18 protein-coding genes and 3 pseudogenes are annotated in these 20,823 nt (G+C 59.2%); 12 read left to right on the top strand and 9 right to left on the bottom strand.

The genetic code is table 11. The annotated features are described in order from the left end of the window. Positions 1-497: 497 nt before the first annotated feature. Positions 498-1,202: a DUF899 family protein gene (locus FJV77_RS07525; RefSeq protein WP_142866206.1), complete on the top strand. Its 705-nt coding sequence runs from the start codon at positions 498-500 to the stop codon at positions 1,200-1,202. Positions 1,203-1,239: 37 nt separating this feature from the next. Beyond that, a complete protein-coding gene (locus tag FJV77_RS07530) occupies positions 1,240-1,845 on the top strand; it encodes a cupin domain-containing protein (protein ID WP_142866207.1) in 606 nt (201 codons plus the stop codon). A 292-nt stretch (positions 1,846-2,137) separates the two neighbouring features. On the opposite strand, the gene FJV77_RS32815 is transcribed toward FJV77_RS07530, so the two are convergent. Next, positions 2,138-2,293 (bottom strand): hypothetical protein, encoded by a 156-nt coding sequence (locus FJV77_RS32815; protein WP_246691166.1) that lies wholly within the window; start codon positions 2,291-2,293, stop codon positions 2,138-2,140. A gap of 605 nt (positions 2,294-2,898) precedes the next feature. Here FJV77_RS32815 and FJV77_RS07540 point away from each other — a divergent pair. Continuing rightward, positions 2,899-4,167: a phospholipase D-like domain-containing protein gene (locus FJV77_RS07540; protein WP_246691167.1), complete on the top strand. Its 1,269-nt coding sequence runs from the start codon at positions 2,899-2,901 to the stop codon at positions 4,165-4,167. A gap of 144 nt (positions 4,168-4,311) precedes the next feature. Here the strand turns inward: FJV77_RS07540 and FJV77_RS07545 are convergent, their stop codons facing one another. From FJV77_RS07545 to FJV77_RS07560, 4 genes are read right to left on the bottom strand one after another with little or no spacing between them, the layout of a single operon-like run. After that, entirely contained in the window at positions 4,312-4,644 is a 333-nt protein-coding gene (locus tag FJV77_RS07545; protein WP_142866209.1) for a hypothetical protein, read from the bottom strand. A 2-nt stretch (positions 4,645-4,646) separates the two neighbouring features. Continuing rightward, positions 4,647-5,006 (bottom strand): hypothetical protein, encoded by a 360-nt coding sequence (locus tag FJV77_RS07550; protein WP_142866210.1) that lies wholly within the window; start codon positions 5,004-5,006, stop codon positions 4,647-4,649. After that, entirely contained in the window at positions 5,006-6,226 is a 1,221-nt protein-coding gene (locus FJV77_RS07555; protein WP_142866211.1) for a divalent metal cation transporter, read from the bottom strand. Before FJV77_RS07555 ends, FJV77_RS07550 begins: the two co-directional genes overlap by 1 nt. Beyond that, positions 6,223-6,510, bottom strand: coding sequence for a hypothetical protein (locus FJV77_RS07560; RefSeq protein ID WP_142866212.1), 288 nt, complete (start codon positions 6,508-6,510; stop codon positions 6,223-6,225). Before FJV77_RS07560 ends, FJV77_RS07555 begins: the two co-directional genes overlap by 4 nt. 731 nt (positions 6,511-7,241) lie before the next feature. Between FJV77_RS07560 and FJV77_RS07565 the strand changes: the two genes are divergently transcribed. Continuing rightward, the gene (locus FJV77_RS07565; protein ID WP_142866213.1) at positions 7,242-7,772 is read left to right on the top strand and encodes a ferritin-like domain-containing protein; all 531 of its coding nucleotides are present in this window, start codon (positions 7,242-7,244) and stop codon (positions 7,770-7,772) included. A 687-nt stretch (positions 7,773-8,459) separates the two neighbouring features. Here the strand turns inward: FJV77_RS07565 and FJV77_RS07570 are convergent. From FJV77_RS07570 to FJV77_RS07585, 4 genes and pseudogenes are all read right to left on the bottom strand, one after another. Next, positions 8,460-9,071, bottom strand: a complete 612-nt coding sequence (locus tag FJV77_RS07570; protein ID WP_142866214.1) for a cell envelope biogenesis protein TolA — start codon at positions 9,069-9,071, stop codon at positions 8,460-8,462. Positions 9,072-9,711: 640 nt separating this feature from the next. Continuing rightward, entirely contained in the window at positions 9,712-11,826 is a 2,115-nt protein-coding gene (locus FJV77_RS07575) for a catalase (protein ID WP_142866215.1), read from the bottom strand. Between the two features lie 35 nt (positions 11,827-11,861). Continuing rightward, positions 11,862-12,329, bottom strand: coding sequence for a hypothetical protein (locus FJV77_RS07580; protein WP_142866216.1), 468 nt, complete (start codon positions 12,327-12,329; stop codon positions 11,862-11,864). A 13-nt stretch (positions 12,330-12,342) separates the two neighbouring features. Continuing rightward, positions 12,343-12,623: pseudogene (locus FJV77_RS07585) on the bottom strand (hypothetical protein). Positions 12,624-13,031: 408 nt separating this feature from the next. On the opposite strand from FJV77_RS07585, the pseudogene FJV77_RS07590 reads away from it, so the two are divergent. From FJV77_RS07590 to FJV77_RS07625, 8 genes and pseudogenes are all read left to right on the top strand, one after another. Continuing rightward, positions 13,032-15,138 (top strand): annotated as a pseudogene (locus tag FJV77_RS07590) (FdhF/YdeP family oxidoreductase). Between the two features lie 17 nt (positions 15,139-15,155). Further along, positions 15,156-15,752, top strand: coding sequence for a cytochrome c (locus tag FJV77_RS07595; RefSeq protein ID WP_142866358.1), 597 nt, complete (start codon positions 15,156-15,158; stop codon positions 15,750-15,752). Next, on the top strand, positions 15,749-16,738 hold the full coding sequence (gene coxB / locus FJV77_RS07600; RefSeq protein WP_142866217.1) for a cytochrome c oxidase subunit II: 990 nt from the start codon (positions 15,749-15,751) through the stop codon (positions 16,736-16,738). The genes FJV77_RS07595 and coxB overlap by 4 nt, the downstream gene beginning before the upstream one ends. After that, positions 16,735-18,644 (top strand): annotated as a pseudogene (gene ctaD / locus FJV77_RS07605) (cytochrome c oxidase subunit I). The gene coxB and the pseudogene ctaD overlap by 4 nt, the downstream one beginning before the upstream one ends. Further along, positions 18,641-19,243 carry a cytochrome c oxidase subunit 3 gene (locus FJV77_RS07610; RefSeq protein ID WP_142866218.1) on the top strand — a complete coding sequence of 201 codons (603 nt, stop codon included), beginning with the start codon at positions 18,641-18,643 and terminating at the stop codon, positions 19,241-19,243. The pseudogene ctaD and the gene FJV77_RS07610 overlap by 4 nt, the downstream one beginning before the upstream one ends. Positions 19,244-19,320: 77 nt before the next feature. Then, entirely contained in the window at positions 19,321-19,548 is a 228-nt protein-coding gene (locus FJV77_RS07615; protein WP_142866219.1) for a hypothetical protein, read from the top strand. Then, entirely contained in the window at positions 19,536-20,414 is an 879-nt protein-coding gene (locus tag FJV77_RS07620; protein ID WP_142866220.1) for a cytochrome c oxidase assembly protein, read from the top strand. Before FJV77_RS07615 ends, FJV77_RS07620 begins: the two co-directional genes overlap by 13 nt. After that, on the top strand, positions 20,407-20,823 hold the full coding sequence (locus FJV77_RS07625; protein ID WP_246691168.1) for a c-type cytochrome: 417 nt from the start codon (positions 20,407-20,409) through the stop codon (positions 20,821-20,823). The genes FJV77_RS07620 and FJV77_RS07625 overlap by 8 nt, the downstream gene beginning before the upstream one ends.

The raw sequence follows: 20,823 nt of genomic DNA on the forward strand, positions 1-20,823 counted from the left end.
ACAGCAACCAGTTCCTAGCGCAAACGAATAATCCTGCGGCTAAATTTCCGGCCTGGACCGGGGCACCGCCGTGGCGGCATCCTGTCCCTGGCTATCTGTCCGCGTGACCTCTGTTGCGCGCCTTGTTCAGCTGCTTTTTTGCAGAGGCGGGTCTGGCGGACGCCGAGGACGATGCCGACGTGGGACGCTGGAAGCCCGAGCCCTGCCGGTGGCCTACATTGCCACAATCATGATCCTGGTCGTTTTGTTTGAGGTGCTTCGTTATCTGGAGGAGTTCATCCGCGGCCTCCCCGCCAATGGATGGAAACTGATCCCCGAAAAGGCGCGCCGCACAAAGTCTGGATCCACAACTGAACGCTAGTCGGAACTGCCGATGGCCCCCGCTGAAGCTGCATTGGATACCGTCGATCTGAGACAGGGTGCGTCGTTGACTTTTTTGCTCCCCGCCCAAAATTGCAATCATCTTGCACTCGCGGCGCACATATTGGAGATCTATCATGGATAGCGGCAATCTCACGCCTGCCGACGCACTGGCGAGAAAAGCCCGGACACCTTTTCCTGGCGCTAGCGATGAATACCAAAAGGCTCGACAGTCGTTGTTGAAGGACGAGATCGAATTCCGTCGGCATATGACCCGCGTTGCCGAGCAGCGCAGAAGCCTGCCTGATGGACCGGTCATCGAGAAGAATTATCGTTTCAAGGATGCGAACGGCGCCGATCTCGGACTGCTTGAGCTTTTCGGCGACAAGGACACAGTGGTAACCTATTTTTGGATGTTCGGGCCGCAGCGCGCGCGCCCGTGTCCCATGTGCACGAACTGGCTGGGTGCGGTGAATGGAAATGCCGCTGACATCAAGCAGCGCGTCGGCCTGAAAATTCTTGGACGCAGTCCGGTCGAGCGGCAGATCGCATTCGCACAGGAACGTGGGTGGCGCGATTTGGATTTCGTCCAGACAGTCGGCGACGACTACGCCAATGACCTCAAGCTGATCAACGCCGATGGCAGCGAAAACCCAGCCCTGGTCGTGTTCAGGCGCGACGATGAGCGGGTACGGCTTTTCTGGGCCAGTGAGATGACGGCGGAGATGGCCGACCCCGGCCAGGATCCCCGAGACGCTCCAGACATCGCGTCACTCTGGTCGATCCTTGACCTTACCCCTGGCGGACGCGGAACCGATTGGTATCCGAAGCTCAACTACTAGGGCTCAGGCGCGGCTAGTACCAACGCGAGGCTTCGGCATGAGCATTCTGGAGAACGCGAAGAGAGCCGTCGAGAAGATCACCGGTGTTGCGAGACCCGGGAAGAAAGATCTCGCCGGTCTCGTCAGACGGCGCAAAGCAAATGCCTTCCGATTCAAGGATGATGGCCTTGTGCCCAATCACCCGGCTTGGCCGCTGGTCGTCTACCGGGGCGCAGTACGCCTGCCCGACGAATTCGATCCGGCCGCCGTCATGGAAGCGTTGTTCGGAGTCAATGGCTGGGACGGCAGCTGGCGCAATGGCATCTACACCTACGTTCACTACCACTCGCAGATTCACGAGGTGCTGGGCGTCGCACGCGGCGCCGCCAAGGTACAATTTGGCGGCAAAAAGGGCCGTACGCTGTCGCTGAAGGCGGGCGACGTTGCGGTACTTCCGGCTGGCACCGGTCACCAATGCCTATCTGCATCCGGCGATTTCCTGGTCGTCGGTGCGTATCCGCCTTTTGGAACATACGACGAATGCACGACTGCCGACCAACATGAGGACGCGCTGGAGACAATTCCCAAGGTTGGCCGTCCACGCAAGGATCCCGTCTACGGAAGCAAAGGCCCGCTTCTGGGGCTTTTCCAACGCGCTCGTTAACCGCTCCATGGCGGAACGAACGATTTAGAGCTGAACTATTGTGAATGTGACCATCGAGACTGTTCGCATGTCCAAGATCAATGACGCTAGAAAGTTGGGCGCACGGTCAACGAAAAACTCGCCGGGTGAAATCCGAATGCCGTATCTGCCGCCGACGTCCGCCGGCACTGTCAGGTGGGACCCCGACCACCTGCCCGCGTTGCAATCTTGTGCTGCGGGCAAAAGCTGAAATTCAATAGGAAGGTAACGGACCAAGCTCGCCAGGATACGACGAAAGAATCCGGGTTCTGGTTCATGTAGCCCTGCATTTTGCCCTCGTCGTATCCGTGCCAATGCACATTCTGTTTGAGTTCGAGCCGATAGCTCGATTCCGGTGGAATCGGCTCCGCAGTTCAGCGACCACTCTCGCATCCTCGAATAGGACGCCCATTTTCGAATTCAAAGACACTGACCGCGGATCGAAATTGAAGGAGCCGACGAAGCCGGTCCTGTCGTGAAGGGTTGAAGCTCGAAAAGTTTGACGTGCTTCCTCACCAGCGCTTGCGGTAGTTTGGGTAAGCGCCGTGGACGGCGGCGACGTTCTGTGGCGGCCAGGGAATTGGTCAGAACCGAGACGTCAACACCTGCCCCGACAAAGCGACATCGCTGTGCCCCTTTGCCGGGGATATCGAGTGAGACAATTTCCAGACACTCGCACGTCGATTAATTGAGGGGACGCTCTTTCATAAGCCAGCTGCGACGTCTCCAACCACGAACCTTCTCTGGTGGATCGGAAGCGCCAGAAATCGGCCGCCAGGCAGGGGCCGCCCGACCCGGGGGTCCATCTACATCAAATACCCCTGTCGCATGTGCTTTATGATCGCTGGCGATGCCCGGAACCTACGCCGCGGTCCTGAGTTTTGGTGATGGAAAGTTACTCGAGCGCAAGCGTGTCACACCTCAATCCGGGCGGGAACTCTTCCATCATTGCGGTGCATAGATCGAGACGAAACAGGGACCACCGTGCGGCCTCTAGCGTTCATAGCTTCGCCTGCAGCCGTCAGAGCGGGCCGTTTGGACAAGCTGATCTATATTGCCATTGCCGCCATCGCAAGCTTGCTCACCTTGCTGGCGATATATCTCATCCCCGAGCCCCGCGTCTTGCGATCGATTGTGCCACACCGCTTCGATTCGTCAGACCCGCAATTCGCCAGGACCCTGAGCAGTTTCTCGCAAGCGCAAATGTTCAGAACCAATGCCGTGCAGACCCTCGTCAACGGGGACGAGATCTTTCCCTCAATGCTGCAAGCGATTCGAAGGGCTCATTCGACCATTGATATGGAGACATATATTTACTGGTCGGGTGATGTCGGCCACGGGTTCGCCACGGCACTAGCTGCGAAGGCGATGGAAGGCGTTGAGGTCAGAGTCCTGGTCGACTGGGTCGGCAGTTTCCCGTTCGATGAAGACCTGATCCACATCATGACAAACGCCGGCGTAACGTTCGAGCGCTATCGACCCGTACACTGGTACACGATTGACCGCGTAAACAATCGAACGCACCGCAGGCTGCTGATCGTGGACGGGCGCGTCGCCTTCACCGGGGGCGTCGGAATTGCGGATAACTGGCGGGGCGATGCGCGCAGCCCCGATGAATGGCGTGACACGCACTACCGCATTGAAGGACCAGCGGTGTCGGCTTTCCAGAGCGCATTTGCACAAAACTGGTTAGAAACGACCGGGGAGACATTGCAGGGTGACAGGTTCTATCCTCCTCCTGTGCCGGCCGGAGCGCTTGACGCCCAACTGATCCTGTCTTCACAGCCGAATGGCTCTGCGGACATGGAACTTATGATGTTGGCGGCAATGGCCGCAGCTCACGACCACTTGCGTATCGGCATGGCATATTTCGTGCCGGACGACATTGCGCTTCAGCAAATCCTGGAGGTCAGGAAGCGAGGCGTGTTGGTTGATGTCATTGTGCCAAATTCGCTGACCGACGTGCCACTGACCCGGAAGGCCTCGCGCTACTTCTGGGGCACGTTGCTCAAAGCCGGCGTCCGAATTTTTGAGTTTCAGCCCACCATGTACCATCCCAAACTGCTGATAGTTGACGATGCGTGGGCGAGCTTCGGCTCAGCCAACCTGGACGAGCGATCGTTGCGACTGAACGATGAAGCCATGATGAACGTCTATGGCAAGGATTTCGCAAGGACCCAAATCGATCTGTTCGACCAAGATCTCCGCCGATCCAGACAGATCAGCCTGGAGGAATGGCAAGCCCGCCCATTGCGAGATCGGATCACGGACTGGTTTGCAGCCTGGCTTAGGTCGCAGCTCTGACGAGCACGTGACGGAAGTCGCGTGGAGGCCAATCCTGTCCTAAGGAAGCATACCCGCCAACGATCATTCACCAGGTATCCCGCTGCACAAAAGCGGCCCCATCCCAGGGGCGCCTGTGTTCAACGCGGAGATTCTAGGCCAGTCTCAGCGTTTGACTGAGGCGCTGGATTGCAGCGCCGCAAGCTCCTGCGTTGAGCAGCGCAGGGTCGGACGCGTCGGGTCGGAAATGTCTAGTTTGTCCCACGGGATCCGATAAATCCCTTTGCGATGGCGCAGCCGGCCGAGGTCGAGGAGGGCCGTTCCGATTGACGAGGCGGACAGACGCTCGAACGCCGCGAATATACCGACATGGTACTCAGCGACGATAAGTTCGTTGCCATCTGCGTCGGCGACGATCTCTTCCAAGTGGCCAATGCAGCGACCCTCCTTCGAGAAGATGCGCCGGCCGGCCAGTTGGTCGAGGTTTATGGTTGCCATCGTCAAGCTCCCGGAATCCTTCGGACGATGTGGTCGCGCAGCCAGACCTGCCAGTCCAAGATGGCAGTCTCGCGCGCGTCGATATCTAACTCGATTTCCAGGCCGATGGTGCGAACCTTGCTCCATGCCACCCTATGAGGGTTGGCGTGGCGGTCGCCACCCAGCTTGGTAGCCAGAATGGCCATCCAGCGTCCGGGGACCCGTCCCAAGCGGCGCGCCAGTGCGATCGAGCCGATCTCGACGGCAACGATCCTTGGGGGTTTGCCTTGTCTTAGTCGGGCTACCACCCCGTCCACCTTGCCGATCTTGACGTGATTGCGGTCGACAATCTGCTTATCCAAAACGTCGCGTATGACATGCATTAACTGCCTCCAAATATTTGAAGCGGAATGGTCACAACCGCGAGAATGAAGCCAAGCGCGATAATAAAAAGCACGGCAGCGTTGGAGATCACGCCGTTGCGATGTTCGCCCATATAAGCCTCATCATTGAGCAGGAATAGGAATGGCACCACAGTCAGGGGCAGGCTGGCGGCCGTAAGGGCCATTGTGAAGATGGTAAGTTTCAGCGGATCAAGGCCGAGTGCGATCGGTATGGCCGCCGCGAAGAGCGTGAAGGTATAAACCATGGCGAAGCCAGGATCGTCGCGAGGCTTGCGGTCCTCGCCCCATCTCCACCCGAACCCCTGCGCCACGAGGTATCCCTGCTGGAGGGCGATTTCGACCGTGGCGCCGAAGCAGGCAATGCCGAGCGACGCAACGAACAGCGCAAAGCCCCAGAAACCGAACACTGGCGTCAGCATCAAAGGCAATTGGTGGTAATCGTCTACCTGGGTAATACCGTTCCCCCCAAGCACCAACGCCGCCACGATAAGCACGCTTATCGAGATCGTTCCGCCGAAACTCATACCGAGCCCGGCAATGGCGCGATTGGTGCCGAGATAACTCTTGTCCCATTTGTCCTCGATCGCTCCCGCCGAATAGAACATGAAGAGGTATGGTGAGATGGAAGCACCCAGAATGCTTACCGCCATGAACCAGTAAGTTGATATGTCGTGGTGTGGCAGTGTGGGCACCGAACCAGCGGCGACCCGTGTCCACTCAGGTTTGAGGATTACCGCGGCTACGACGAAGCAAAGCGTAATCAGCCCCAATAGCGAAACGCCTTTCTCGATCAGGCCAAAAGTGCCTTTCCACAGCAAGAGCCACGCAATTAAGGCTACCGGCAGCGCCCACAACCGGAAACCAATACCGGTTGCGAGTTCGCCAGCAATGGAGGCCCCACCGATCTCGGCAGACAGCACCAGGAAATTGAGCAGGAGTGTGCCGATCAAAGGCCATACGAATGCATTGAAGCCGAAGCGCTCCCGAATGCCATCGGCTATAGTATGCTTGCTGACGGCGGCGAAGCGGCCGGCCATCTCAACAAGGAAAATGATGCAGATAGTGCCGAGGAGAATGGCCCAGACCAGTTGAAAGTGGAACAATGCACCGGCTTGAGCTGCCGTCGCCAACGATCCGACCTCAAGGAAACCGCCAACACTGGTGACAACGCCAAGTGAAATTTCCAGTAATTTTTTCATGGATTTGTCGCTTGGTCTGCGGCATTCGCCACAACGAACTTGGCAAGGGCAGTCCGAAGATCCTGGCGGGCTGGCCCCACTTGCGCTTGGTTGCCGGTGTTGACGGCGTCCTCGGCCCGCGCGGCTGCAGCTGCGAGCTGCCGCGCTGATTGCTTGAAAGTATCCGAAACGTTCTCCCTTTGTAGTTGACGATCGCAGTCAGCTAGCATGTCGGCTAATGCCCGCAACGTGGCTGCTGCATAGTGGGAAGGCGCGGCGCCGGCGGTCCAATTGTCGATGATCATGATCGCTGAATTGGCCGCCGACTTCGCGGTCTGGACCTGCTTACCTCCAGAATCGGATGAAGAGCAGCCAGCTAGACCGGCGAGCAACACCGGAGCCAGCAGACGGCACAGGGTGGTTTTTGCGATTGCTAGTACGCTGCGTGACATCGGATGCGTAAAGCATTGCGCTCGAAAAGGTTCCGCACGCGATCGAGTTCAACTCTGGCCACACCGGTTGGCCGGTGCTGATGTGGTCTGCGCGCTGGCTCACCGTATCCGGATCTTCAAGCATGCTCGTCTAACCAAGCGGGCCGGGTGCGTCCACGGAGCCGCAGATGTGATGGTGCCTCATGCCATTCGGGTGGACGGCCACTGCGCCGAGCGCCTGTTCACATGGCCGGCTGACCCGCGACAACTCAGCTACCGGATCGTGCGCGGCCAAATCGGACCGTACGGCTTGCTTCACTGAAGATAATCCCGTGCACGAGGGGATTGTGTTTGTCTCCGCCGATATTCTCAAGCTCGCTTGGCTCACAGCCAGGCCTTCGAAGCCATAGCAGCAAACAGGACCATTCGTTAGCGGCAAGAAAGCGAGCCGAGCGCCAAAGCTCGCTCTTTTTCCCGGCGCATTTGAATAGATTTCCGAGGCTAAAAAAGAAAATCAATCACACCTGAGTTTCGGAGGAACCCGCCATGAAGATCCGAGTTGGATTAGCACCCGAAGGGGTAATTCAACCAAAGGAGATTGTCAGATGGCAGCCACCAACAAAGCCAGTGCCAGCACGAAGGGCCTCGAGGATCTGTTCCTCGACGGTCTTAAGGACATCTACTACGCCGAAAAGAAGATACTAAAAGCCTTGCCAAAGATGGCCAAGGGTGCGGACGACGCGCAGGTGTCTGCCGCCTTCGAAAAACACCTTGCGGAGACTGAGGGCCAAGTTGAGCGTCTTGAGGAGGTGTTCGATATCCTCGGGGTCGCTGCGCGCGGCAAGATCTGCCCGGCCATCGACGGCATCATCGAGGAAGGATCCGAAATCCTGGACGAATATAAAGGCACGACCTCGCTTGACGCCGGCCTTGTCGCTGCCGCGCAGGCGGTTGAGCACTATGAGATTGCGCGCTATGGCACACTCATCGCTTGGGCGACGTCGCTGGGCAAGGATGACATCGTCGAGCTTCTCAACGCCACGCTTGAGGAGGAGAGGGCCACTGACGAGGCCCTGACGTCGCTAGGCGAGGGTGGAGTAAACGATAGGGCGGCCGAGCAGCAAAAAGCGGCTTGACCTCAGTCCCCTTGCGGGAGGGCCACGGCGACACCGTCATGGCCCTCACATGGCTCGCTCTCGCAGGACACTGGCCAGTTCGCGGTCAGTTGGAACGAAATTCCGCGAAGCAATGGTTGGCACTCGTTTGGGAAGAAACCGGCGGGCCGCCGCCCGCGGTTATCCGAGGTTTTGGCATGTGATCGCCGAAGCTTCGATACAGCGTCAACTTCAAGGGGCTACCGAGGAGTGGTTAGCCCGCGGCGTGAGAGTCGTTGTCGAGGTACCCAACGTCACCACCGGGGGTAGGAAGTCGTTCACGTTGCACAACACAAATGACCGGGCCATTGCCTGCACGCGTTTTCCCGCGCCGAAGTTTCGAGGCTTCTGCCATATTGGGTCCGCTGTCACCGCGTGAACCTCACGAGGCGGAGCCCGCATTGCACGTGGCATTTCGAGCAGCGAGCGGGATTGCTTCAGCCACTGCGGAACAGACAGCCAAGGCCACGACTGCAACAACTGATTTGCTGCCCCTCGTTCTTGCCGCGCCAGGCCGGCGTTGGGTACGGCCATAGGGGCGCCGCTTTTACCTCGAACTGAAAGACGCAGGTCGGCCAACTTAGCGACAAGATTCGCGATCAGGCGAGCGAGATCCTTGGACAGACCGTGAAAAGCGCCAGGGATGTCGCGGCGCAAGCCTACGCCTGCCTACTCTTCTGCCTCCTTCAGCGCGTCACCGTGCGCCTGCTGCTCGCGCTCCCATCTTTGGCTCTCGTTGGCCTCCTCTTTGTCCAGCTCCTCTCGTCGCTGTCTGATGGAGTTCGTCCTGCTCTCATGGCGACTACGGGCGCGCGCGAAGGCGGCATTGGCCTTGGCGATCATCCGCTCGCGTTGCTTCTTCGCACGCTCGCTCCTGGCGTCCGCCTTTGCGCGATCAAGGGCCTCACGTTTTTTTCCCCTTTCGAGAGCGACCGCCGCGTTGCGTTTGGCTTTCCCGTCGGATTTCGTGTTGGCTTGCTTGCGGGTGTCGGCGCGCTGCGCACGACCCTGCGGAGCCCGCTGGACACCCTTTGGTGCTTTCGGAAGCACAGCCTTTTCAGTGAATTTCCCATGCGATCCGACTGGCCGCCGCAACACGACGCCTGGCGCGGCCATTGTTGCTTCCACCACTTTGGGGTCTTCTGTCGGTTTCGCGAATCCGCGTTTAAAGATGTCGGGATCGGCGCCCCAGGCCTCTGCGGCAGCTTTCATCGATGGTGCTGCGATGGCAAGGTCAAAGAAGCCAATCGAGGTTTGATAGACTTTTAGTTTCTTCGCCATCCGATGGAGACCTTACAAGTGTCCTTTCTGGATTGCGCTTTCAATGGACCTTTGCGCACCGGAGGCAATAGTGAAACACTGCTAGAGGTGCAGAGCAACCTATGGTGTCGCCCCGGCCGCTGGCCGCCCATTCAGCCGTCCCCGCTTCGGCGGCGTGCAGCGGCGACGAAAATCAGTGGCGAACTTTTACTCAAAGCATTTCGCCTGGGGTCAGGACTCATTGATCAGAGCCAGAAGATGACGCCGGCTGCGATGCAGAGGCCGAGAAGAAGATAGGCGGCATCGGTCGAAGCGGGTTGCGATGCGCGCCAGTCCTCGAGTTTGGCGCACAGGTTCTCAACCTTGTGGCGATGGCGGTAGAGCGCTGTGTCGTAGGCGTGTGGGACTTTGCGGCTTGAGGGGATGCACGGCTCAATGCCCTGGCTGCGAGTCGCTCGCGGAACCAGGCACTGTCGTAGCCGCAATCGGCGATCAGATGAGAGGCTGGCGGCAAGCGTCAAGGACGAGACAGGCGCCCTTGTGGTCGCTCACCTGGCCTCCAGGAGCCGCTTCCACAAGAACCCCCATGGTCATGCTGAAACGATCCACCGAAAAGAGGCCCGCTTTTGCGGGCCCCTCCTATTCCTGTCTGAAAACGGGCTCACAGTTTGACCACTGATTCCCGCGCCCACAGCCGCAGACCCCGGCAACTCTCAATGAAATCCGTGGCACTCGCCTTGTCTGCGAGCGGCAGCATGCCCTCGTCAGCCCCAGGCTCAACGCCCGCCTTGCCCAGAAGCGGCACGGCGCCGGGGGTGAAGCCGATGAACTTGCAATGAGAAAAGGCATCCGCCACGAAGTCGCGTGCCGCTGCCTCGCCGGCCAGCAAATTGGCACTCTCTTCGGTCAGCAGGAGGGCGACCGCGTCAAACAGCACCGATGGGCCACCGTCGATCATATGCTTGGCCACAATTTCGGTACCATCGCTCGCCAGCGCGCCACCCACCTTTGCCGCGATTACCTCCATGGTTGCCCCTTCCTTCTTAATGGCAGCCTGCAACGCTTTAAAGAGACCGGCGTCCGTGCCGTTGCCGATCAGGACACCTACTTTACGGCCCGCAAAACTTTCTGGCCCGTTGGCGATGATGCTCAGTGCTGGCGAGGGCTCGAGATCCGTCCGCGGGGATACGGCGGCGTCGGCCGGCTTCGGCATGTCGGCGATGCCAAGCTTGTCGGCGACCGTGACAGCGAGCCCCTCGTCGATGTTCAGCAAGTGCGCGATCATCCGTTCGCGGATGGCTGGGGTTTCCACCTTGCTCAGTTCAAAGGTCAAGGCCTGAGTGATGTGGCGTTGCTCCGGCGGAGTCTGGCTGTTGAAGAACTGTGCGGCCTGGCTGTAGTGGTCGGCGAAACTTTCGGGACGCAGCTTGGCCTTTTGGCCTTCTTCGCCGTCGGCGAAGGACCGAAACCCACGCTCAGCGGACTCGCGCGGGCCGGCGCCGAATGAATTCGGCTGGTAGTTGGCCCGCCCGACCGGGTTTCGCATCGCCATATGGCCGTCCTGCTGGAAATGATGGAACGGGCACTTCGGCGCGTTGATTGGCAGATGAGTGAAATTGGGGCTGCCCAAGCGCTTTAGTTGGGTGTCGAGGTAAGAGAAATTGCGGCCCTGCAGCAGCGGATCATTGCTGAAGTCGATGCCGGGCGGGACATTTTGGGTCATGAACGCGACCTGCTCGGTCTCGGCGAAAAAATTATCCGGCATGCGGTCGAGAACGAGGCGTCCGACAGGTATTGGCGAAAGGACCTCTTCCGGGATGATCTTGGTCGGATCGAGGATGTCGAAGTCGAAATTGTCAGCAAACTCCTGGTCGAACAGTTGCAGGCATAGCTCCCATTCGGGGAAGTCGCCGGATTGGATGGAATTCCAGAGGTCCCTGCGATGGAAGTCGGGATCGGCGCCGTTGATCTTGACCGCTTCGTTCCACACGACTGATTGCATGCCGAGCTTGGGCTTCCAGATGAATTTCACGAACGTGGATTCATCGGCTGCATTGACAAGCCGGAAGGTATGCACGCCGAACCCCTGCATGAAACGGAAAGAGCGCGGAATGGCGCGATCCGACATGACCCACATGATCATGTGCATCGATTCCGGCGTCAGGCTGATAAAATCCCAGAATGTGTCGTGCGCCGATTGGGCTTGCGGATAGTCACGGTCAGGCTCCGGCTTGACCGAATGAATGACATCTGGAAACTTGATCGCGTCCTGGATGAAGAACACCGGGATATTGTTTCCGACGATGTCCCAATTGCCCTCTTTGGTGTAAAGCTTCACGGCAAACCCGCGCACGTCGCGAGCGAGGTCGAATGACCCCTTGCTGCCGGCCACAGTCGAGAACCGGACGAACGCTGGCGTTTTTTCTCCGGCTCGCTGGAAGATGTCGGCGCGTGTATATTTTGCGAGCGACTCGTAGGTTTCGAAAAAGCCATGGGCGCCGTAGCCCCGCGCATGCACAACCCTCTCAGGGATGCGTTCATGGTCGAAATGGAAAATCTTCTCGCGGAAATGAAAATCCTCGATCAGGGTGGGGCCACGTGCGCCGACTTTGAGAGTATTCTGGTCGTCTGAGACCGGGCCACCCTGGGCTGTTGTCAGGACGTCAGTGTCACCCTCCGCAAGCTGATGCAATTCCCCGCCTTGACCTCTGTTCAAGGTCAAGTCGTGGACGGTGGCTGTCGGTGCGTTGGCTTCGGCTACTGGCTTACGCGGCATAGTTCTCTCCTTTGAAAACGCATGCGAATGAAGGCTCAAATTCCGGATTGAGGTCGTTGGTTCAGGTCGGCCGAGGCGTGTTGCAAGTCGGAAAAATCGACCGTGGCGACGATGTCACCGCGACGGTCACGCGCCCTGACGGCCCAGCCCACCGGTGCTTCACCCCGAGACAGCGCGTCTTTCCACAGGTCCTCCGCCGATCGCCTGCATTCGTCGCGCACCGCGTCCAGATCGGGAAAGACCAGGCCTCCCACCCCACGGATCTCCCCATTGTCATGATACTCAAGCCGATACTCATCCCCGGCATCGGCTATCCGCTGTTCACGAGAATTCTCTTCGTCGACACTAAATGTGGCGGCGTGCAGAAGCATGATCTTGGATTTTGCTATCAGCTCTTCAGGGGATAAGACCGCCGGTTGCGCGACCGTAACGGTTATCTTGTCACCCCCTTGCCCGCGGAATTCCACAACGTTGTTGGCAACGACGATCTCCAAGATTTCCATGCCTATGCTCCCTTCACATCTGGTCGTTGTAGGGCTGCTTGGCGATCCCGACCTGCCTGGCCAACTCGCAAACCGGCGGCACGCCGGACTCGAACTGACTCGCATTCGCCAGTTGCAATAGCCGCAAAGGGAAGCACACCGCATCGGGCCCTCATTGCCGGTGGACGCGGCCTCCGCGGTTTTCAAGGCGATGTCGATATCATCGATTGACAGGAGACCCTTACGAACCAAGGCGTTGTTGACCGCTGCGACCGCCATCAGCAGCCCCTCCAGCTGAAGGTTGGCGATGGTCATGGATCTTTCTCCGTCACAGACGTCCGAATGTGGGGTTGATCGCCCGTTGGAGCCCTGGTGGCCATCCAGTGCTCGGCAGGACCGGGTCTGTTATCTGGACGCGCCATGGCTGGAATCTCCATCAGGGACATTGGACAACTTTCCACACGACACGAGGTTCCAGAGCGGGGATGCAATCCCGAAGTGCCCCCGGAAGTGGTCCGTCAGCAGTCTTGGGAACGTCATATTCACCGATGTGGCAACCGTGCCGCCACGCTCGTCGACATCTCGCTTCGTCGCTGGCAAACGTTGAGAGATTGAAGTCGGCTTGGTTCGTGGAACCGTCAGACGGGTCCCAAGTTCTATATTGCCGGGAAATGCTGACTGACGAGCGTTTTAACAGGTGAGAGGGTGCAAACGAGGCGGGAAATGACTCCGAAAACAAGAACAGCCACCATGAAGCCGTATGAAGGGCCCGCCGGCGGGTGGGGCTCAGCGAAATCCGTGGCTGGGGTTCTGTTGAGAGAACACGTGCCCCTAAAGGGGAGCCGACTGCTTTCGACTCAGAACAAGCCCGAGGGATATATGTGCGTCAGTTGCGCCTGGGCAAAACCAGCCCAGCCGCATCCACTGGAATTCTGCGAGAACGGCGCCAAGGCGACAGCTTGGGAGACCACGTCGCGACGTGCGGATCCCACTTTCTTCAGCAGCCACACGCTGAGCGAACTTGAGCACTGGTCGGATCACGATCTGGAAGAGAAGGGTCGACTGACGCATCCCATGCGCTGGGACGCTGCCAGCGACAAATATGTGCCCGTGGAGTGGTCCGCCGCGTTCGAAGAGATCGGCAGGGAGTTGCGCGCGCTGGATCCGCACCAGGTCGATCTTTACACATCCGGGCGGGCGTCACTCGAGGCCAGCTATATGTATCAGTTGTTCGCACGGATGTATGGCAGCAACAACATGCCCGACAGTTCGAACATGTGTCATGAAAGCTCTTCGGTGGCTCTTCCCGAGAGCATCGGCGCGTCCGTCGGCACGGCCATTTTGTCCGACTTCGAAAACACGGACTGCATTTTCTACATTGCCCAGAATGTCGGGACATCGTCGCCACGCCTGCTTCATGATCTGCAGGACGCAGTCAACCGAGGCGTAAAGATTGTTACCTTCAACCTGCTGCGGGAACGCGGACTGGAGCGCTTCGTCAATCCTCAATCGCCCGTCCAGATGCTGACCGGGAAAGAAACACCGATTTCGTCGGAATATTATCAAGTCAAAAATGGCGGCGATATCGCAGCGTTGTTCGGCGTGTGCAAGGCGCTCCTCGAAGCCGACGACGCTTTGAAGGCCTCCGGTCAGAAACCTGTGGCCGGACGGGACGCGACGCCTAAAGATCCAGACAATGCCGCCATGATTGCGTTTGCGGCCTCAATGGCATCGGCTGACAAGAAGCACGTTCTCGATCACGATTTCATCAAGGAACACACGACCGGCTTCGAGCAATTCGCAGCGGCCGCCCGCGCACATCAATGGGACGAACTTGAGCGTGTGTCGGGGTTGACCCGTTCAGAGATGAAAAAGGCCGCTGCAACCTATGCCAACTCAAACGCAGTGATGATGGTTTACGGCATGGGCCTGACACAACAGCTCATGGGCGTCGAGAACGTTCACATGGTCTGCAACCTGGCCCTACTGCGCGGCAACATCGGCAAGCCTGGGGCGAATATCTGTGCCGTGCGTGGCCATTCGAACGTGCAGGGCCAGCGCACGGTCGGGATCACGGAGAAGCCCGGCCTGGCGCCACTCGACAAGCTTTCCCAACTCTATGACTTTGAGCCGCCGCGATGGACAGGCCGCTCGACGGTCGAAACGTGCGAAGCGATAATGAGCGGTCAATCCCGCGCCTTCGTCAGCCTTGGCGGCAATTTCCTGAGAGCCGTGCCCCCCCTGGGATGCTTGGGTTGGCGACTACGCCGAGATCCGAAATGCGATTGAGCGGACCTACCCCGAAACCTTCAAAGATTTCAACGAACGGCTTTTCAAGCCGGGTGGATTTGCCAGGCCGCTGCCGGCGCGCGAACGAAAGTGGGTGACAAAAACGGGAAAGGCGAACTTCATCACGCCGAGCAAGCTTTTTCCCGATTTTTCAACGGCGGGGAGGGCAGACGTCTTGCATCTTGCGACCCTGCGATCGAACGACCAGTTCAACACCACAATCTACGGCTACAGTGACCGCTTCCGAGGCGTTGAAGGCACGCGTCGCATTGTGTTCATGAACGGCGAAGACATCGCCCGTCTGGGCTTTGTCGATGGTGAACTCATCGACATGATGACGGCGATTGATGACAACAGCGTCCGCGAAATCGGCGGGCTTAGGGTCGTGCGGTACCACATCCCCAAGGGCTGTTGTGCGGCGTACTACCCTGAGACAAATCCGCTGTTTCCCCTGGCGCATCACGACCCAAGGTCGAAGACCCCTTCGTATAAACTTTTGCCAGTGCGTCTGCGCCGATCAATCCTGACTCAGGATGGTTGAATTGTTGTAAGCGAATGATGAAGAGGGAGATCAGCTACTCGAACGGCGCCTTTGTGGCTGCGGCGATAGCGCTTGGCTTTGCTAGCGCCGCCCTTGGATGGCTTCGCGAGCCTCGAGAGCTCCGCTTGGATCCGCCTGTAGCGTCTGATCTTGATGGACTTCGGCTGATGCCAAATGGCATCAGCGGAACGCCGCCCGAGAGTTATTTTGCATTGGGTAAGCCCTACGAAACGGACGCCTATAATCTAAGCCAGGGCAAGCGTCTTTATGCCTGGTTCGGCTGTCCAGCGTGCCATGGTGATGGTCACGGCGGAGCGGGCCCGTCATTCCTGGACGGCTGGTGGCTCTACGGGCCCGAGATCGTTTCCATCGTTGCTTCCGTCCGCGACGGGCGCCCACACGGCATGCCAGCGTTTCGCGACCGGATGACAACCGAACAGATATGGCAGCTCGCGGGCTATGTTCAGACGATCGGCGCCTACAAGCCGAAAGTAGCGGCGCCTAGTCGAAACGATGACAAACAGACCCGGCCCGCCGAAAATCGCGGACCCGCAAAAATCCTCTTCGACCAGGGTCCGGCGGGGGTTCACCCTGACCAGGGGCCGTCGCCTTGAGAGCCGCGCGCGTGGTCGCCTTGTGGCCTGCCGCGTTCGCGTGCGGCTGCAGCGGAAACCAGTCCGCGCTCGCCCCCTACGGCGCTCCCGCCATTCATGTCGAACACCTGATCGTCGGCATCGTCGCCCTGTGCACACTGATCTGGGTTGCGGTGATGCTCGTGCTTGGTCTCGCACTGTGGCGCAAACGGCAGCAGGGCGAAACGGAAATCCAGCAACGCCGGCTGGCTGTGGTCGTGACCGCGTCAGTGGCTGCGACGGCCGTTCTGATTGCCGGCATGACGGTTGCCAGCTTCTACACCACCCGAAGCATTGGCCTCCCGCAAAGGGCCTCCATAGCGATCACCGTAAGAGCTCAGCAGTGGTGGTGGCAGGTTTTCTATGCCAGCTCCGCCGCCACGCCCGGATTTCAGACCGCCAATGAAATTCACATCCCGGTCGGTCAGGATGTTCATGTTCGCCTTGAAAGCGCTGATGTCATCCACTCTTTTTGGGTGCCAAGTCTGGCCGGCAAGCAAGATCTCGTACCGGGTCGTTCCAACAGCCTGCTGCTGCGGGCCGAAAAGCCGGGTGTGTATCGCGGGCAGTGCGCTGAGTTCTGCGGACTGCAGCACGGTCATATGGCCGTGATGGTCATCGCGGAGGCGCCAGCCGATTACGCGCGCTGGACCGCTGCGCAAAGTGCTGATGCAATCCCTTTGGTCGCTCCTGACGCTGCCGCCGGACGGATTGCTTTCCTGGCAAAGCCATGCGCCGCCTGCCATACCATCCGGGGTACGACCGCTACTGGCAACACCGGGCCTGACCTTACCCACGTCGGGAGTCGTCAAACGATCGCGGCCGGCCTCGTGGAGACCACGCGCGGTTCACTCGCCGCCTGGATCGCCGATCCCCAGACGCTGAAGCCCGGAAACAACATGCCGATGGTGCCGCTAACCAGTGTCGAGCTACAGAACATCTCCGCCTATATGGAGAGCCTGAAATGACCCGCTCTGCGGAGGATGGCCTCAGGGACACGGCATTGAGCGACAGGGAGCTGAAGCGCGCCCTCGCCTCGACCTGGTCAGCGCAGCCGGGCCTGTGGGAGGCATTGTCGACGGTGGATCACAAGGTGATCGGCCGACGCTATATCGCGACAGCGTTTGTCTTCCTTGCCCTTGGAGGGGTGTTGTCGCTGCTGATGCGGCTGCAGCTGGCGCAGCCTGAAGCCAGATTCATCGGACCCGATCGCTACAACCAGATTTTCACCATGCACGGCTCGAACATGATGTTCCTGTTCGCGGTTCCCGTCATGCAGGCAATGGCCGTGTACCTGGTGCCTTTGATGGTGGGGACACGCAACATCGCCTTCCCACGCCTCAACGCATTTTCCTACTGGATCTATGTCGCCGGCGGCTTGCTTTTGTGGATTGCCTTCATCGTCGACACCGGCCCGGACGTCGGATGGTTTGCTTACGTACCTTTGTCGGGGCCGCAATATGGCGCGGGGAAACGTGCCGATATCTGGGCACAGATGATCACCTTCACCGAACTTTCTGCGCTCGCCGTCGCCGTCGAGATCGTTGTGACCGTGTTCAAGCAGCGCGCGCCAGGGATGTCGCTAGACAGGATTCCATTGTTCGTCTGGTCGATGCTCGTGACCTCGTTTCTTGTCATCCTGGCCATGCCGGCGATCATGATCGCAAGCACGAGCCTTATCCTCGATCGCCTTGTCGGCACCCACTTCTTCAACCCTGCCGAAGGTGGCGATGTGTTGTTGTGGCAGCATCTGTTCTGGTTCTTCGGCCATCCCGAGGTCTACATAATCTTTCTCCCGGCGGTTGGCATGGTGTCGACAATTGTGGCGACTTTTACAGGTCGGCCAGTGTTTGGGTATTTGGCCATGGTGATGGCTTTGGTGGCGACGGGGGTTCTCGCTTTCGGCCTTTGGGTCCACCATATGTTCGTCGCTGGTCTGCCACGGCTTGGAGAGAGCTTTTTTACCGCCTCCAGCATGGCGATCGCGGTCCCGGCCGGATTACAGATTTTCTGCTGGCTTGCCACTATCTGGGCGGGAAAGCCGATCTTCAAGACACCGTTCCTGTTTGTCATGGCTTCATGGTGATCTTTGTGATTGGCGGCCTTACAGGCGTCATGGTGGCATCGGTTCCGTTCGACACCCAGGTCCACGACACCTATTTCGTTGTCGCCCATTTTCATTACGTCCTGGTCGGCGGCGCGGTTTTTCCGCTGCTCGGCGCGATCTATTACTGGTTCCCGAAGCTGACGGGCAAAATGATGAGCGAGACCCTGGGCCGCTGGGTCTTCGGCCTGATCTTTGGCGGCTTCAACCTGACGTTTTTTCCCATGCACATCCTGGGTCTGCAGGGCATGCCGCGTCGCATCTACACCTATCAGCCTGAGATGCCTTGGGCCGGCCTCAACATGTTCGTTAGCCTCAGCGCAATTGCCGTGGCCGCTGGCTTCCTTCTATTTTTCATCGACGCCATTCGGAGCGCCTGGTCAGGTCCCGTTGCGACAGCCAATCCGTGGGGAGCCTCGACGCTTGAATGGGCGGCATCTTCGCCGCCACAACCCTACAATTTTGCCAGGCCACCCGTGGTCGGCAGCCGCGAGCCGTTGTGGACGGAAGCGACCGCCCTCCCAGTCGTCGCCGGCCTGCGAGTCGACCGTCGCGAGCTTTTGATCACCAGCGTCGTTGAGGGCATTCCAGAAGCGCTGGAATCATCGGTCGGCAATTCGATCTGGCCGCTTTGGGCAGCGCTTGCGACCACCTTGACGCTAGTCTGGTCGATATTCAGCCCATGGGCGGTTGTCTGGGGTTCCATCCCGGTCTCGGTCTCGCTGATAGGCTGGTTCTGGCCCAAAGGCGTGCCGGAGGACGAGTCATGAAAGAAGATATTGTGCTCGATCTGACCGAACTCCCAGCACATGGCCTTGGCACCGCAAGCCCGTCATGGTGGGGCACGCTGGCTTTCATGCTCATCGAAGGGACGGGCTTTGCCCTCTCGATCGTGATCTATCTCTACCTGATGAGCCTGGCACCGCGATGGCCATTGGGCGCCCCGCCACCGGATCTGCTTGCCGGCACGACGCTGACAGTCCTTCTGCTGGCAAGCCTTGTTCCCAACATCCTCGTCGCACGCTGGGCGCGCGAGCAGGATCTGCGAAAGGTTCGCGTAGGGTTGATCGTCATGGCAGTGCTTGGAATAGTGCCTTTGATCCTGCGCGCCTTCGAGTTTCCGGCGATGCATATCAAGTGGGATCAGAACGCATACGGATCGATTGTATGGGTCATGCTTGGCCTCCACACCACCCACATTCTGACTGATGTCATCGAGACGCTGGTTCTCACCTGCCTGATGTTTTCCCGGCATGGCGACACGCCGCGCCGGTTCGGAGATGTCAGCGACAGTGCAATGTACTGGAACTTCGTGGTTGCGACGTGGTTGCCAATGTACGCTTGCCTTTATTGGATACCTCGGCTGTGAACAAAATTAGGCTGCAATGGACCGGACTTGGCGTCCCGCCGCTGGCTTGGGCACTCAGCACCCAGCTTGGCCAAATCATGCCCTACATCGACTGCCGACAGAATAGTGCATGGAGCGCCGCCCTCTGCGGCATCCTCCTGGTTATCTCCATCGCCGGTCTTGCTGCAGCACGCGCCGCATCGCCGGAAATGGCCAAGACCAGGCGCTTTCTCGTTGATGCGGGATTTCTGGTCGCGCTGGCATTTGTCTTTGCCCTGTTGTTGCAGGAGGCAGCCTCGATGCTGCTGGACGCATGCCAACGCTGATCTGCGCCCTGATCTGGGGCATGATGGCCTGCCCGGCCATGGCGCATGGCGACGATGCGCATGGCTTGCAGCCTGCCTGGACCTTCGATCCGTGGATTGTAGCGCCACTTGGGACGCTGGCCTTGCTATATTGCGTGGGAGCGGCAAGGCTGGCTCGACGCATAAGCCGGCCCGGCGGCATGCATAGCCGGAACTGCCTTTACAGCGCTGGAATCCTGACCCTGGCGGGTGCGCTGCTATCCCCACTTCACTGGCTTGGCGAACACCTCTTTACCTTTCACATGATTGAGCACGAAATCGTCATGGCTGTGTCGGCCCCTCTGATCGTGCTGGCGCGTCCGACTGGCATCCTGCTGTGGGGATTGCCCGGCAGGGTCCGCCTGGGGGCGGGAATGGTGATGCGGGCGCCTCTGATGCGTGGGCTGTGGGACAGGTGCGCGGGCGCGACCAGCGCAACCATCTTGCATGGCGCTGCGATCTGGGCCTGGCATGTGCCGATCGTGTTCGACGCCGCCCTGACAAACCCCGCAATGCATCGCTTGCAGCACCTCAGTTTCTTCGCTACGGCGATTTTGTTCTGGTGGGCGCTTGTTTGGCGAAGTGATTACGGCTCAGCTGCCTGGCATCTGTTTTTCACCATGATCCACACAAGCGTTCTGGGCGCATTGATGGCCCTCGCTCCCCGCGTCTTGTACGTCGCGCAGACGCAAGCCGCGATGGCCTGGGGCTTGACGCCGCTTGAAGACCAAGAACTGGCAGGCATGATCATGTGGGTCCCCGCCGGAACCATCTATGCAGCCGCGGCACTGACGATGCTGGCGCTTTGGATCAGAGGCCCGAGCGCGAGAAAAGCGCAGAATGTCTAGCCCGCTCGCATCAGCCCCCGGCCAGGCCGCCTTGGTGACGATGCTTATTGTCGTGGCCTCGGCCGCCTTCATCTCGGCCAGCGTCGTGCGTGACAAGCATGCCAGGGCCGCCATTGCCAGGGCGATGACCGGGGGCGATACTGATAGAGCGCCGGCGATCTTTCGCCGCTATGGCTGCGCCGGATGCCACACGATCTCGGGGATTCCTGGGGCGGACGGCCAGGCTGGTGCGCCACTGACGGAACTGTCGAAGCGCGTCTATATCGCGGGTGTCCTGGAAAACCGTCCCGACAATCTGGTCGCTTGGATCGTTTCGCCGCAGCGTTTCTCCCCGCAAACGGCGATGCCGCCATCGGGGATTTCTGAACGGGAAGCGAGAGATCTTGCAGCTTATCTTTATGCCCAATGA

The organism is Mesorhizobium sp. WSM4306 (assembly GCF_007003975.1).
Classification (GTDB): Bacteria; Pseudomonadota; Alphaproteobacteria; order Rhizobiales; family Rhizobiaceae; genus Mesorhizobium.